The sequence below is a fragment of the Granulicella mallensis MP5ACTX8 genome, from assembly GCF_000178955.2.
In the GTDB taxonomy this organism is placed as follows: Bacteria; Acidobacteriota; Terriglobia; order Terriglobales; family Acidobacteriaceae; genus Granulicella; species Granulicella mallensis.
Map to the genome: position 1 here is coordinate 4,885,787 of NC_016631.1, position 15,247 is coordinate 4,901,033.

At 60.7% G+C, this 15,247-nt stretch carries 12 protein-coding genes; 3 read left to right on the forward strand and 9 right to left on the reverse strand.

The window, feature by feature from the left end:
• The first annotated feature begins 295 nt into the window (after nucleotides 1-295).
• Nucleotides 296-1,021 (forward strand): class I SAM-dependent methyltransferase, encoded by a 726-nt coding sequence (locus ACIX8_RS19085; RefSeq protein WP_014267020.1) that lies wholly within the window; start codon nucleotides 296-298, stop codon nucleotides 1,019-1,021.
• Between the two features lie 585 nt (nucleotides 1,022-1,606).
• Here the strand turns inward: ACIX8_RS19085 and tsaE are convergent.
• From tsaE to ACIX8_RS24805, 9 genes are all read right to left on the reverse strand, one after another.
• Entirely contained in the window at nucleotides 1,607-2,059 is a 453-nt protein-coding gene (gene tsaE, locus ACIX8_RS19090; protein ID WP_014267022.1) for a tRNA (adenosine(37)-N6)-threonylcarbamoyltransferase complex ATPase subunit type 1 TsaE, read from the reverse strand.
• On the reverse strand, nucleotides 2,056-3,684 hold the full coding sequence (locus ACIX8_RS19095) for a bifunctional ADP-dependent NAD(P)H-hydrate dehydratase/NAD(P)H-hydrate epimerase (RefSeq protein WP_014267023.1): 1,629 nt from the start codon (nucleotides 3,682-3,684) through the stop codon (nucleotides 2,056-2,058). The genes tsaE and ACIX8_RS19095 overlap by 4 nt, the downstream gene beginning before the upstream one ends.
• 355 nt (nucleotides 3,685-4,039) lie before the next feature.
• Nucleotides 4,040-5,299, reverse strand: a complete 1,260-nt coding sequence (locus ACIX8_RS19100; RefSeq protein WP_014267024.1) for a penicillin-binding transpeptidase domain-containing protein — start codon at nucleotides 5,297-5,299, stop codon at nucleotides 4,040-4,042.
• 22 nt (nucleotides 5,300-5,321) lie between these two features.
• Nucleotides 5,322-6,869 (reverse strand): cell division protein FtsZ, encoded by a 1,548-nt coding sequence (ftsZ, locus tag ACIX8_RS19105; protein WP_014267025.1) that lies wholly within the window; start codon nucleotides 6,867-6,869, stop codon nucleotides 5,322-5,324.
• A 347-nt stretch (nucleotides 6,870-7,216) separates the two neighbouring features.
• Nucleotides 7,217-7,936, reverse strand: coding sequence for a hypothetical protein (locus ACIX8_RS19110; protein WP_014267026.1), 720 nt, complete (start codon nucleotides 7,934-7,936; stop codon nucleotides 7,217-7,219).
• Between the two features lie 49 nt (nucleotides 7,937-7,985).
• Nucleotides 7,986-9,212: a cell division protein FtsA gene (ftsA, locus tag ACIX8_RS19115; RefSeq protein ID WP_014267027.1), complete on the reverse strand. Its 1,227-nt coding sequence runs from the start codon at nucleotides 9,210-9,212 to the stop codon at nucleotides 7,986-7,988.
• On the reverse strand, nucleotides 9,209-10,552 hold the full coding sequence (locus ACIX8_RS19120; protein ID WP_014267028.1) for a cell division protein FtsQ/DivIB: 1,344 nt from the start codon (nucleotides 10,550-10,552) through the stop codon (nucleotides 9,209-9,211). Before ACIX8_RS19120 ends, ftsA begins: the two co-directional genes overlap by 4 nt.
• Before the next feature lie 222 nt (nucleotides 10,553-10,774).
• Nucleotides 10,775-12,151: a UDP-N-acetylmuramate--L-alanine ligase gene (murC, locus tag ACIX8_RS19125; protein WP_014267029.1), complete on the reverse strand. Its 1,377-nt coding sequence runs from the start codon at nucleotides 12,149-12,151 to the stop codon at nucleotides 10,775-10,777.
• A 122-nt stretch (nucleotides 12,152-12,273) separates the two neighbouring features.
• Nucleotides 12,274-13,104: a GNAT family N-acetyltransferase gene (locus ACIX8_RS24805; RefSeq protein WP_014267030.1), complete on the reverse strand. Its 831-nt coding sequence runs from the start codon at nucleotides 13,102-13,104 to the stop codon at nucleotides 12,274-12,276.
• A 62-nt stretch (nucleotides 13,105-13,166) separates the two neighbouring features.
• Between ACIX8_RS24805 and ACIX8_RS19135 the strand changes: the two genes are divergently transcribed.
• Complete coding sequence (locus ACIX8_RS19135) at nucleotides 13,167-14,231, forward strand: acetamidase/formamidase family protein (protein ID WP_014267031.1); 1,065 nt, start codon at nucleotides 13,167-13,169, stop codon at nucleotides 14,229-14,231.
• Nucleotides 14,232-14,371: 140 nt separating this feature from the next.
• Nucleotides 14,372-15,184 carry a YXWGXW repeat-containing protein gene (locus ACIX8_RS19140; RefSeq protein ID WP_014267032.1) on the forward strand — a complete coding sequence of 271 codons (813 nt, stop codon included), beginning with the start codon at nucleotides 14,372-14,374 and terminating at the stop codon, nucleotides 15,182-15,184.
• Nucleotides 15,185-15,247: the final 63 nt, after the last annotated feature.

Sequence of the window (15,247 nt, forward strand, 5' to 3'; positions counted from 1 at the left end):
AAGCTAGGTGAGAATTGGGCTTTAGCCCCGGGCCTTTTGTTCGCACCCGAAAAAAGCCCGGGCCTAAAGGCCACATCTTTGCCAGCCCTTATTCCGTAGCCTAAAGGCTACGGCTCCCTCCGTCTCCCTGATGCTGCAGCATCAGGGAACGTGCTTCGCGCTATGGGATAACCCCTGGGTTCCTCAACGAACTAAAGATTCATCAGCGAGTCTTCGCACCGTTTCCCTCAGAAAAATCTTCTGGCCCAATTTTTGCATTGCCCTACACTGAGGCAACCCATCTAGACTTACCGAGATGCCTCGCAAAAAAGCTTCGCCCGTTATCCACCCTTTCGACCAGCTTCACGGCACTGACACCTCCGGTCTGATCCCGGGAACGACCATCGTACGTGGAACCAACGCCAGGGTCGAAGAGCTGACGGCATACTACGGCGTCGCTCCCAGCATCCTGCACTCCCTGCTCGACCACTGGCTGCAGCACCTCGAGCCCAGCGCGCCCATCGAAAACACGGTCTTTATGGACATCGGCGCAGGCAAAGGCCGGGCACTTCTGCTGGCCTCGCAGTATCCGTTTCAACGGGTTGAAGGCGTCGAACTGAACCAGGAGCTGGCCGGAATCGCGCAGGCCAATATCGATCTCTGGGCAAAAGACCCGCAGGCCGAAGCCCTAGCTCCGATCGCCCTGCACCATGCCGACGCAACCGTCCATCCCCTGCCCGATGCGCCGGTCCTTGCCTTTCTCTTCCACCCATTCGAGCTCCCTCTCCTGAAGCGATACGTGGCTCATGTGGAGCAGTCGCTCACCTGGCGCCCCCACGCCTTCGACCTGGCCTATGCCAACGCCGAACACGACTCCCTGCTCGACCGCCATCCTGCCTTTCGGCGGATCTGGATGGGCCGTGTCGCCATGTCGACGGACGACCACATAGCCGATCTGGCCGCCATCGCGGAGCAGAAGGAGTACGGCTCGACCGGCGACGAACTCTGCGCGATCTACCGCTACACCGGCCGGTCTTCTTAACTCAGAAAAGGCTTGGAAATATAGCATTTTAAGAAAATCACTGACAATAGAAAACTTTCATGGAACTTTTTTCGCGGCCCTGCGTATCAATATATGTGAGTTTACTGGGAAAAATAGCAGTGAGCGAGCAAGGGCTTGTGCGAATAGCGGCTTATCGGTTCGATAAAAATGCATCGAACGGAACAAATCGAGTATCCTATCCGTAGTAGGTCCTGTGAACAGTGATTGGGAGCGCAGCCAAACAAGGGCGAGCCTCCTTCCACCGGGTCCGAAATATTTACGCCAGTGACCGTGACGGCTGGGTCAAGATCCCAGTACCGCCTGCACTGAAGACACACCACGAACAACCCCACTTTTGGGTTCAGCGCCGCCTCCGTGCGCGCTAAGGAGATCCACGCATGTACTACGCCGTTACCGCCACCTTCCTCGCTCTTACCGTCTTCGTTCCTTCCTTCATCGGCCTCCGCGCCCGCAGCAATGCCAACTGGCGCCGGATGTATGAGAGCCAGCAGAACTAATCAGATCTAATGAAGCAAAACAAAGGCCGCGACATCTTGTCGCGGCCTTTGTTTTTGTCTTTCGTCGTCAATCTCTCCACCGCACATGCAGCAGCCGCTCGTTCTCCACCTCGCCCTGCGTGATCGCAATCTCGGCATCCGCGCGCTCCATGACGCCGGGAAACTTGTCCCCCCACTCCACCAGCACCAGCGCATCTGGCTCATCGGCCATCTCCCACAGACCGAGCCCCTCGACCTCTGCTTCCGTCTCCAGGCGATACAGATCGAGATGGAACAACCGCACCTTGCGGCCTCGATACTCATGCACCAGCGTGAACGTGGGACTGACGACCTCTTCCGCATCGGCCGCCCCCAGGGCAGCCGCCATTCCCTTTACGAGCGTCGTCTTTCCCGCACCGAGTTCCCCACGCAGCACAACCAGCTTCGGCGCGCGCAGCAACTCGGTCATGATCTCGCCCAGCGCCAGCGTTCCGCCCACACTGCGCGTCCGCAGCCGCTTCTCTCGTGTCCACTCCTTCATCCCTGCTCCTTGTTATGATTGGCCGCCACTCCGGCGATCCATGTAAATCCGTCGGCATCAATGACCCGCGAGCGAAAAGCCTCGTACAGATGCCCCACCGTATCCGTCGCGAGCACCGTATGCTCCTCCTGAACGAGCGTCGCGAAGTCTCCCGCCAGCCCATGCAGGAACACCGCCGATTCAACTGCCCGTGCAACATCGTCCGGATGCTGCCCCAGCATCGCAGTCACGATGCCCGTCAGAATATCGCCACTGCCTCCCTTGGCCATCGCCGGATTCCCTGCCGTATTCACGGCGATGCGGCCATCCGGATGCGCAATCAAGGTGCGCCAGCCTTTGAGCACCAGGGTAACGCCGTGTTCGGTCGCAAACCGCCGCGCCAACCCTATGCGATCGGCCTCGACCTCCTTCACGGTCATGCCTGCCAGGCGCGCCATCTCACCCGGATGCGGCGTCAGCACGATCGTTCGCGGCTTGCCCGCCATCTCTGCCTTCTTCACGACATCGCGCAGCAGAGAGGTATGCCCGGCAAGCGCATTCAGCGCGTCGGCATCGATCACCATCGGCAGCGTAACGCGCTCCACAAACCCGCGCACAAACTCCGGTGTCGTTCCCTCCTGCCCCAGCCCCGGCCCAATCCCCACGACCTTAATGCCCTTGAGCAGCGACCCCAGCTTCTCTTCTTCCAGAAGCTCCAGGGACAGTCCCTCTGTTTCATGCCCCAAAGGCTCCAGCATCAACTCCGGCGCAATCGACGCGACCGTCGGCAGAATCTCGCGCGGCACCGCAGCCGTCACCAGGCCTGCACCAGCCCTCAGGGCGGCAAGACTCGCCATCGACGGTGCACCAGCCTTGCCGTATCCACCACCGAGGATAAGCACGTGCCCGAACTTTCCCTTGTTCCCATTGATGTCGCGAGGCACCTCCGTCAGGGCCTTCGAAGCACCGGCCCAATGCAGCTCAGTCTGCGATACCACCGCAGCCTCAGGGGTTCCGATGGGCGCGACCACCACCGGGCCGAAGGTTTTGCCGGGCGTCAGGTGCCCAAAGACATGCGCGAGCTTTGGCGCGACGAAGGTCACAACAGCATCGGCGCGAAAGGCCTCTGCTTTTTGCTCCAGGGAGTCGGCATCCCACCCACTCGGCAGATCAATAGCAACCACTGGAACCGCCGTCTTCGCAAGCAGGTCTCGAACGGCCAGCGCCAAACCACGCAGGGGCGGCTTGAACCCTGTCCCCACCACGGCATCGACGATCAATGCCGCCCCGTCAAGTGCAGCCTCTAGATCTTCTTCACTCTGCGCCTCTAAAACCTCGACGTCCGGCTGTGGAGTGGTACGTTCGAGTGCGGCAGCGGCCTCACCTTTTACATCGCTCACAAAGCCCAGCAGGACGACCCGCACGGTGCGGCCTGCCTGCGCAAGATGCCGTGCGGCGACGAAGCCATCGCCGCCATTGTTGCCCTTGCCGCAAAGCACAACGACAGTGCCTTCATTCGCATAGTGCCGCAGACAGAACTTCGCCACAGCCGCGCCGGCATTCTCCATTAACGTGGTAATCGGCACACCCATCTCGACGGAACGGCGATCAGCCTCGCTCATCTCCTGCGCTGTAAGAATCTTCATCGGCGAGACTCCTTGGGCCCCTTCAAGCAGTTTCGCAGTTGTAGCGGGGATGCGCCAAATGGCATTACAGAGCAGTTGCGACGACTGCCATTGCCTTTGCTGTTGTTCTTGCTTTTCTGGTTGTCATTCCGACCCTGAGCGTAGCCGAAGGGGAGCGAACCTGCTGTCTCCCGTTCTTTGCCCGTATCACCCAAAAGACATATGGCAAAGCGGAAAAGCTATGGATTGTATTGGCGCATAACGCCGATGCTGGCGCTAGCGAAAACGGGAGGAAGCAGGTTCACTCCCCTTCGGCTACGCTCAGGGTCGGAATGACAACCAGAACAGCAAGAGCAACGACGAAAAACAAAACTTCCTACTGCCCCGCGTGCTGCAACTCCGTAGACGACGCAGACTCAGGCGTCGGCTTCGACTGGAAGTAATTGCGCTCATACATCGCGCGATAGAACTCTCCGGTCAGCTCCGCGGCCTTGGGCCCGAAGACCTGCCTGTCGCCTTCAAGGAAGATCACCGTCACAATGCGGCCTGTCGGCGCATCGCCGTACGACACGAACCAGCCATACCGCGTGCCGTTGTTGGAGCACGTCCCCGTCTTGCCGAAGACCGGAAACTGTACAAAGTTCGACCGCAGCGAGCGAGCGGTTCCGTTGGAAAAATTAACCGCCCCCTGCATGCCCGGCAGAATCTGAGGAATGATCTGCTGAATGTCGAGAAGCCGCTTCACCTTCGGCTCAAACGAGGCGATCGTCTCCGGCGTCGTCGGATGCTGCAGGTAATAAAGCGTGCCACCATTGGCGATCGCGGAGACCAGCGCGCCAAGCTGCAGCGGAGTCATCGAGATGCTCTCGCCGAACGAGCACATGCGGCCGACGCCACCTTCTGCCCTGGGCAGCTCCGTATCAGGATAAGTACCCAGATGTTCCCCCGGAATGTTGTAACCAGCCAACTCGCCCAGGCCGAACTCATTGGCATAGTGCTTCACACGTTCGAAGCCCATCGCGCGGCCCAGCACCTCAAAGTAAAGGTTCACGGACTTCGCCAGGGCATGCGTCAGATCGAGTGAGTAGTGCCCGCCAAGGTTTACCGGCGTATCGCTCTTGACCAGGCCCTCCTGCAATGCCGCCAGCGCAACCGCGACCTTGATCGTCGAGCAGGGCTCGGCACCGGAGCTGAGCGCCAGCTTCTGGTTCACCATCGCAAGAATACGACCGCTGGAAGGATCGATCGCCAGCGCCGTACCGTTCATGTTGCCCAGTGCTTCGATAGCAGCCGCGCGCACGACCGGATCTTCACCCGTCGTAATATCGCCCTCGGTCAGATTGTCGTTGAAGCTGCTTGCAGTAAAGCGCTCGGAGTAATGGCGAACAGCCCGTCCGCGGACATGCACGATCCGTCCATGACGCGTCGTAACCTGCTGCCGGCGAGCACTCACCTGTTCACGACGCGTTGCTGGCCGATGGCTTGCAGAACCACGACGCGCAGCCACCTCATGGCTCTTATGCGCCGACGCAGTGCTATGACTCGCAGCCGCGCGATGTCTCTTCGGCGCCGCAGCCTGCAGGACGGAGACCCAACCCAACATCACGAAAAATAGAACCAGTGCACTCCGTCTCATCGACTCTTCTCCCCCGAAGATCCTAGTGGCTGCGCCGCAGAAATGCGGGGATATCGAGTTCGTCGGTCGCAGGCACGCTCTCGGCTACATGCCCCGCAAAGGCTGAGACCTTCGCCTCAGGCCACTGCGACGGCTTCGCCTCTTCCTTGACGTCGTAGGAGGGCGCAACGCGGCCCTGTGCAGGGTCAGGCCACATCCCTTGCTGGCTGGCGCGCAGTTCATCGTTCGGCTTGCGGAAGAAGTCGTCATCGAACACCGAGGCAGCCACGGGCAGCAGCTCGGGGCTGGGCTCCGAGATCTTTGCGCGCTCCGAGGCATTCCCCGCTACCGAGACAACGGGCTCATACTCCGGCTCCATAAAGATGCGGGGCGATTCGCTTTCGCGAGGGGCCTGAGCTTGCGATACCGGCAACTCCTCCTTGCCCGCCTCTTCATGCGGCTCCTTCTCGATAGAAGTCTTCTCAGACTGCACCGGCACTTCGCTGGCGAAGCGCACATTGGCCGGCCGCTGCTCGATGCGGGGCAGCAGAGCTTCACTGCGTGTCGGCAGCGTCGACTCAGCGAGCATGCGATTGCGGCGCTGAGGCATCTCATCGCGAAATCCCGTAGCGATCACGGTAATCTTCACGTCCTCGCCCATCTTCTCGTCCAGCACCGCGCCAAAGATGATGTTGGCATCTTCGTGTGCCGCATTCTGAATAAGCGTCGAAGCCTCGTTGACCTCATTCAGCTTCAGGCTGCTCGAGCCCGTGATGTTGATCAGGATGCCGCGCGCTCCATCGATGGCACCGGCCTCCAGAAGCGGAGACGCCATCGCGGCCATCGCAGCTTCGCGAGCGCGATCCGGTCCCGAACGTACAGCCGTTCCCATCACCGAATAGCCCATGCCCGCCATCGTCGTCTTTACGTCGGCGAAGTCGCGGTTGATGACGCCGGGAATCGTAATGATGTCCGAGATCCCCTGGACGCCCTGCCGGAGCACGTCGTCCGCGATCCGGAAGCTCTCGAAGAAACCTGCATCCTTGGCGACTGCGAGCAGCTTCTCGTTCGGAATCACGATCAGCGTGTCGACCGACTCCAGCAGCTCCTGCATGCCGCGCTCAGCCTGCATCATGCGGCGCTTGCCTTCGAACATGAACGGGCGCGTCACGACGGCAACCGTCAGCGCTCCCATCTCGCTGGCGAGCGAGGCGATCACCGGAGCAGCACCCGTCCCGGTGCCACCACCGAGGCCTGCCGTAACAAACACCATGTCCGCGCCTTCGAGCGCTTCGATAATCTTGTCGGAATCTTCCAGGGCGGCGCGACGGCCGACATCCGGATTCGCTCCCGCGCCCAGTCCGCTGGTCAGCTTCACGCCGAGTTGCAGCTTTACCGGGGCATTGGAGGTTTCAAGAGCTTGAGCATCGGTGTTGGCTGCGATAAACTCCACGCCTTCAACATTTGCGGCGATCATGCGGTTCACCGCGTTGTTACCGCCGCCACCGACGCCGATCACCTTGATGCGCGCATTGCGCTGCGTCTCGTCATGGTAATGGATGCGAAGTGCATCGTCGGGCTGATAGGGCATGGGAAATCTCCTGAGGTGATTGCGAAACACCTTTCTAGATTCTGCACGTAGAAACAGAGGAAAGCTCGCAGGAAAACTACGTGCGCATCAAGTTCGATTACATTTCGGCAGGAAAACCAGCACCTGCCCACTTTTCTTTAGAGGCTGCCATTCACGAAGAGCATTCTCTGCGTGCCGAGATGTCAGCAGATCTGCTTCGGGCAAAGCCTCAAGGGGCCTAAATCGGAAGGGCATGGCCTCAGCCATGCCGTCTCACTGCCCTTTATCTCTCTTCCTGTTGTTGCGCCGTCTAGCTCCGCAACAACAGGAAGAGGTCTTCAAAGATCTTGACCGACAGAAAAACAACTCTACTTCGTCGGCAGGTGGAACACGATTCCGGCGCCGATCGACTGCAAGCCGACCGAGGTGGTGGAACCGGGCGCGCCGTTATTCCCAAGACGATTCATATTGCCAAGACCAAGCTCAATCGCGCGGACATCGATGGTTGGAGCAATGCGTATATCCGCACCGATGAAACCTTCATAGCGGAAAAAATTGTCGTAGAGCCTGGGATTTGTCGAAATAGTCAGGGAATTGCAAACGAGCCCCGACGGCCCGGTGACGGTTTCGCAAAAGGGTTCCGTCACGTTGCTGCTTGTCCATCCAAAAGACATCTGGGCGTAGGGCTTCAACCATTTGACCGGAGTACGGACCGTGCCTTTGATACCGGCAAGAACGGTATTGGCTCCCACCGCATTCAAACCGCCGCCGCTCGTCGCGGCAGCCTTGTTCGCGCGATCGTGGTTATAACGAAGGTCGACACCCAGCCGCACCGGTCCAACATTGCGGAAATCATAAAATCCGCCAAGGAAAACACCGGACGGGTTCGTGTGGTTGTTAGGAGTCGTAAGGGCATTGGGATTGGTGGTGAAACACTGCGCCCCCGGATCGGCAGTCTGCGGATCGAAACACGTAATGCCGCTCATACGGGTTGCGGAATATCCGATATACGCGCCAACTTGAGCACGCGCCATAAGACCGCACCCCAGCCACAAAAGAACGACACCAAGCCACTTGCCAAATCTCATAGATACCAGTCTACCGTCTCAGAACGGCATTTCGCTCACTGCGCCCCAGCTAAAAACTGCCCGCGAAGATTGACTTCAGTTTCTGCCGCAGCCCCTGCTCCTCGCTGGCCTTGCGGACCTGCGTGCGGTGCGTATACAGCAGCATCCCGATGGCTGCGGAAAACTCCGGTTTTGCCAGCTCCGAGGGCATACGGCTCAGCGGCACCGGGTAGCCGATCCGGGCGGGCACGCGCAGCAGGCTTTCTGCGTTATCCAGCAGACCGAGCAGGTTTGCCCCGCCGCCGGTAAAGACACAGCCCGCACCCATCGCCTCCAACACACCACCCGAGCGCAGGTTATCGCGAAGCATCGTCAGCAGCTCACGGGCACGAGGCTCCAGGACCTCCGCAAGAAAGCGCTGGCGCACCATCCGAGCCGGCTGTCCCCCGGTCGCCAGGTCTCCCCCGACTTCGATCTCATTGAGCTGCGGAACGGACGTCACCACGCAGTTGCCATAGGTCCGCTTCAACTGCTCGGCCTCTTCCACACTGACATGCAGCCCGACAGCCAGATCGTTGGTAAAGTGATCGCCTCCAATAGGAAGCACCGCCGTATGGGCCACCGACCCTTCAAAGAACACCACCAGCTCCGTCGAGGCCGCGCCGATGTCCGCCAGGCAAACACCCAACTCGCGCTCATCGGCCGAGAGAACGGCCTCCGCCGCCGCGATGCCTTCGAAGATCGTGTCCACTACCTCAAGACCGGCCTTGTTCGCGCAGGTGACGACGCTCTGCACCGCGCTGCCGGAGCACGTCGAGAGATGCAGGTTCACTTCCAGCCGATTGCCCACCATCCCAACCGGATCGTGGATGCCGGCCTGGTCGTCGAGAATAAACTGCTGCGGCAGCAGGTGCAGCACCTCGCGGTCTGGTGCGAGCCCGATGGAGCGGGCGCGATCGATCGCCGAGCGAACATCCTCGCGCGTGATCTCCTTCATCCGGCTGCCCATGCTGATACCGCCCTGCGAGTTCATGCCACGAATATGCGGTCCGCCGACCCCCACGACCGCAGTCTCGATAGGCGCCTTCGTCACGCGCTCCGCCGTCAGCGCGGCCTGGTTGATGGCCTCAGCCGCAGGGCCGAGGTCGGAGATAACACCACGCCGCATGCCCCTGGAGGCCTCGACACCATGGCCGCGATAGCGCAGGACGCCATCGGTAAGCTCCGCCACCAGCACGCAGCTCTTCGAGCTTCCCGCGTCCAGCACGGTAATCAGATTTTCGTTTCTCGGATTCATTGCGTCACCTGCTTGCCGGTGGCGTGAGCCGCCGCTCCGTTATGTGCATTTGCAACCGCAGCCTTGTGGGCCGCTGCCAACGCGGCAAACATCTTTTGATTTGAACTTTGCGCTTTATCCCCCGGATGCTTTACCGGCTTCGCCTTCGGCTTGGCGGGTTTTGCCACAGGCTTGGCTGCTGCCTTGGGGGCGGCTTTAGGTGCGGCCTTCGGCGTATCGGGATGCTTGGCTACCGGAGGCTTGGCCGCTGCCGTTGCAGGCTTTGCTGGCTTTGCCGTTGAAGTCGTCGGTTTCGCGGGCACCGCAGGCAGCGGAGTTCCATTACTTGCCAGCGGAACAGCCGCGCCGGACTCCATCTCCAACACAAACTGGTGCTCATAGCGAGCATCTACCGAGGCCAGCTTCGGATACTGCGTCTTCCACTGCGGCAGATTCTGCTCGAAGAGGCGATAGCGATTGAGGAAGTCCTCATCGCCGAAGTGAACCAGGATGTCCGTGCTGCCGCTGGGGATCAACGCCTTCACATCCTCGGGATTCGACAGGTCCACCTCGCTCAAGGCCTGGGTCAGGTGTTCGCCTGAGCTGTCCAGGTCCTTCATGAAGCGCTTGTAGACCTCCATCCGCGCGGCCCGAGCCGAAAGCGGATCATCCGCCGAGAGCCCGGTAAGCACCGGAAAGGAGTAGCGAGGGTCGCCGGCTGCATCCTGCGGCATATCGAGCAGAACACCCTCCGCATCGACGAATCCAATCTGCGTTCCCTGGCGGACGAAGGCCACCGGAACCCTCTCCGTAATAGACACGCGAATACCGTTGGGAAGCAGGCGCATCACCGTGGCATGGGCCACCCAGGGCAGCCGCTCGAGGTCGGCCCGCCGCTCCGCAAGGGGTATGCGGAAGATATTGCGCTCAATGTCCGCCCCGAAGATGTCGAGGACCTGATCTCGCGTAAGGCGCTGATTTCCCACAATCTGGATGTCGGAGGCGGTCGCAACGACAAAACGGCCGTCATGGAACAAGGCATTGCGCACGCCCAGGTAGCCGATCACGATGGCCCCGAGTCCTACTAGCGCTATAGCCGCGAAGATGATCTTTCCGGCAAGACTCTTCGGCATGCCAAGGCGCAGACGATAGCTCATTGATTCGCGCCGTGGTTTGTACACTTCTTCCTCAACAGTGGGAGCGTAGTTAGGGGAGCCCGGATTCTCATTTGGATCGGCAGCCAGACGTCCGCGCTGAAGCATGCCGGCCGGAGCCGGTTCGCGGTTCGGCCAGTTCGTCTCCGAAGCATACCCCTCCTCCGGCGCTTCAAGCACCGCGGAGCCGCGTTTTGCAAACTTCATGATCACACCGCGAGCCCGAGCAAGGCCGCGGAAGAATCGCCTATCTCACCACTATAAAGCCGGGCCGCCATCGTCTGAGGACAACTTATCGGTGGGTATCGCCGCAGGAACTCACAAGAGATACTCCGGCAAAAGCGCCATTCGTGCTGTTGCCTGTTTTTGTCGTTGCTTGTTTTTCGTCGTCATCCTGAGCGGTACGCGAAGGATGACGACGGAAAGCCCCTAGCGAACCGACAGCCGCTCCAGCAGCATCGCCCCGGCCAGCGACACATTCCCCGCCCCCAGCGTCAGCACCAGATCCCCAGGCCTCGCGTCTCTCGCCAACCGCTCGACAGCCTCTTCCATAGACCCGGCATACGCGACGATCCCGCCCGAAGCCGCACGGATCTTCTCCGCCAGCGACTCTCCGCTCACACCCGGAATCGGCTGCTCACTGGCGGCGTAGATATCCAACACCTGCAACGAATCCGCATCGCCGAATGCCGTCGTGAAGTCCTCCAGCAGGTCGCGAGTTCGCGTATAGCGGTGCGGCTGAAAGAGCACCAGGACGCGTCCATAGCCGCACTCACGCGCTGCCTGCAGGGTTGCACGAATCTCCGTCGGATGGTGTCCGTAGTCGTCGACAACAGTGACGCCGTTCTGTACGCCCTTGGTCTGAAACCTGCGGTCAACACCGCGAAAGCTCGCCAGACCCGCTGCAATCTTCTCCGGAGGAATGCCGAGCTGCACGCCGATAGCCACCGCAGCCGTCGCATTCAGCAGGTTGTGCCGCCCGGGGACGTGCAGGTTGAACGGCCCCAGCACCAGGCCGCGCGTATTCACCTCAAAGGTCGCATGGCAGTCGGGAGCAGGACGCAACACCCGCAGCCTGAAGTCCGCATCCGGACTCTCGCCATAGGTATAGATACGCCGTGTCACCCGGGGAAGAATCGCGCGCAGCATCTCGTTGTCCACACAGGCTGTAATCGCCCCATAAAACGGGACGCGGTCCATAAACTCGACAAACACCCGCTCGACATCGGCTAGATCCGCATACGTATCCATATGCTCGCGATCGAGATTGGTCACCACGGCAAGGATCGGCGACAGCTTCAGAAACGAGCGGTCACTCTCATCGGCCTCGGCGACAAGATACTGCGAACGTCCCAGCCGGGCGTTTGACCCCATCGCATCTACCCGCCCCCCTACGACCACCGTGGGATCCAGAGCCCCGCCCGCCAGCACCGCCGCCACCATGCTGGTCGTCGTGGTCTTGCCATGCATCCCGGCGATGGCGATGCCGTACTTCAGGCGCATCAGCTCCGCCAGCATCTCCGCCCGCTGAATCACGGGAATCTTACGCGCACGCGCCTCCAGTACCTCGGGATTATCTTTCGCAACCGCCGAACTGGTGACCACCACATCGCTGGCCGCGGCATTGGCGGCAGTGTGCCCCGTATAGATCGTTGCCCCGAGACGGGCCAGGCGTTCGGTCGTAGCCGAGCCACGCAGATCCGAACCCGATACCGCATACCCCATCGTCAGCAGGATCTCTGCGATCCCACTCATCCCAATGCCGCCGATCCCAATAAAGTGGATGCGGTGCGACGGCGCAAACATAGCGTGTTCCGGTAAATTCGAAAGGCTCATTCCCCTGTATTGTCCCATCTGGACAGGTAGAGCCTGCCTCTGGATTTCTCTCAATAGATGGAAATCCGTTACAGCTCTCCCGCTGCATTCAATCAAGACTGGTCGAAACGGTAGTGGATGGCCTCGGCAACAGCCCTGTACCCGATTCTGCGATAGATGGAGTTCGATATGGGATTGCCCAGATCGGTATACAGCATGCAGCGGTAGCCCGCGTCAGTGAAATGCCTGGAGACCCCGTGAACGCAGGCCGCGGCATATCCGCGCTTTCTGCTCTCCGGCGGCGTGTACACAGAGGATAAACGCACCACACCCTGGATAGGCTTGCTGTTGATAGCCATCGACACGACGCTGCCATCCTGCCAAAGCCAGAGACGCTCCGACGCCAGAGACGCGTCAATGAAGCTCTCGGCGTTGATGGCGGGCATCTTCGTCTCGACATAAAACTCCTGCAACCAGGCGACCGCCAGGTTGCGATCCCCGGCATCGGCCCTCCGTAATTGCCCCTCAACCGAAGCTGTCTCCTTCAGTTCGATCAACTGGTACAGGCGAAGTCCCTGGACAGGAAATGCCGCAGCTTTACGTCGCTCGGTCCGTCTCCCCGCAAAGCTCGCGGCTGTTGCCACTTCACCATTTACCCCAGGCAGGATGACGTCTGCATCCACAATGGCATCGACCAGGGCCGCCGCCACCTCGGGCTCCATGGGCACAATCGTCGCCGGATAGGTCAGAGGCGATTGCACCGCCACGCCAACGACCTGTTGAGCGCGGAAGGCTACCCAATAACGGCCTGGTTCAGGCAATGTCAACCGCCCGTCCACAATGGTCAGGATCAGGTTATGGAAAACCGTGCGCGACAGCAGAAACTCTTCGGCTGCATCCGAGAACAGCCGGACATCCTCATAAAAACGAACTATGATCGCCATGCCAAAAGTCTATCCTCGCGGGATTTGTCGCCGGTGACAACCGGTGGGTGATATACACGACTATGCGCTTCCCCTTCCTGCTCGTTTCCGCGCTCTTTGCCGCGACCGCTGCCTCCGCGCAGAACTCCCAAACCCTCCTCGCCACACCCACCACCGTCGCCTGGGGCTACTACTCCGCCCATGCGAAGTCTGTTTTGACAGTCCACTCCGGCGATACCGTCATCATGCAGACGGCTTCCACCTGCGGAGCCCCCCAGCGGCTCAAGGCCGAGGGAGTCGCCGACGCCGACATCCCCACCTGGCTCGCCGACCTCTACGACAAAGTCCCGCAGGCCGACCGCGGTCCCGGCGGCCACATCCTCACCGGCCCCGTTGCCGTAGCCGAGGCCGAACCCGGCGACGTCCTTGAGGTCCGTATCCTCAAGATCCAGCTCGACACCAACTTCGCCTGCAACGGCTTCGGTGCCGGTCGCGGCTTCCTTCCAGACGACTTCCCCTACGGCCGCACCAAGATTATCCCGCTTGATCGCACCAGGATGACCGCCGCCTTCGCCCCCGGCATTACCATTCCTCTGCACCCGTTCTTCGGCTCCATGGGCATCGCTCCACCCGAGTCCGCCGGCAAGTGGAACTCCGCTCCCCCCTGGATGCACGGCGGCAACATGGATAACAAAGAACTCACCGCCGGTTCCGTCGTCTTCTACCCCGTCCACGCCAGTGGCGCTCTCTTTGAGGCCGGCGACGGCCACGCCGGACAGGGCAACGGCGAGGTCGACATCACCGCCCTCGAGACCTTCCTCACCGGCACCTTCCAGTTCATCGTCCACAAAGGAGAAGCCGCCCAGGAACACCTGCTCTGGCCCCGTGCTGAAACCCCTAACGCCTACATTGCCATGGGTTTCCACGAAGACCTGACCAAAGCCACGGAGATGGCGGTGCGCAACATGATCACCTTCCTCTCCGAGCAGAACCCCGACTACCCCCACCTCTCCCGAGACGACGCCTACGCCCTCATCTCCACCGCCTGCGACGTCAATATCACCCAACTGGTCGATACCAAGTCGGGAGTCCACGTCATGTGTCCCAAAAATCTTTTCACGGGTCCTAAAAGGAAGTCTGCGGAGTAGCGCAACAAATTATCCGAAGTCCGTGTCTAACCAACCGAGAGCCGGATAAGGGGAACCATTCCCGGAACCGGAATTCTCTCCTAGCACCTCGCAACCTGCGCACATTGCAGGCAAATCGAAGGCCGGCTGGAAAGGGAATTATGAAAATCACGAGTTCAATTCGTAAACTGCTGGCGGCAACGACGCTCGCCGGAGCTCTGCTTGCCGTTCCTGCGGTCAAGGCTCATGCCGGTGTCTTTGTCTCGGTGGCGGTGGCACCTCCTGCAATTCCGGTCTACGATCAGCCTCTCTGCCCCGGTGACGGCTACATCTGGACCCCCGGGTACTGGGCCTATGGTGACTCCGGGTACTCCTGGGTTGATGGGGCCTGGGTCTATCCCCCCTATGTCGGCGGTCTCTGGACTCCCGGCTACTGGGGTTGGGGTGGCGGCGGCTACTTCTGGCATGCCGGCTATTGGGGCCGCAGCATCGGCTACTACGGTGGCATCAACTACGGCTTCGGCTACTTCGGCACCGGGTTCTACGGCGGTTACTGGAACGGTGGACGCTTTTGGTATAACCGCGCCTACGGCCACTTCGGCGGCGGCTTCCGCGGTAACTTCTATAACCGCAGCTACGCCGGCTTCAGCGGCCGTCCTGGCGGAGCCTCCTTCGCTCGTGGCGGCGGTGGCGGATTCCGAGGTGGTGCAGGCGGATTCCGCGGCTCTGCCATCAACGGAAACGCCCGCGGTGGCAACTTCGGCGGTGGCAATCGCGGTGGCTTCAGCGGCGCCAATCGCGGTGGTAGTGTAGGCGCCAGCCATGGCAATGTCGGCGGTGCAAGCCGTGGTGGCTTCGGCGGCGGCGGTGGCGGATTCCACGGCGGCGGCGGCGGTGGTTTCCATGGCGGCGGCGGTGGTGGTGGTTTCCATGGCGGTGGCGGTGGTCACGGCGGTGGTGGCGGACATCGCTAATCTGCAACCAGAAACTAAAGAACAAAGGGCTGAGGATCACTCCTCAGCCCTTTCTCTTTGTCC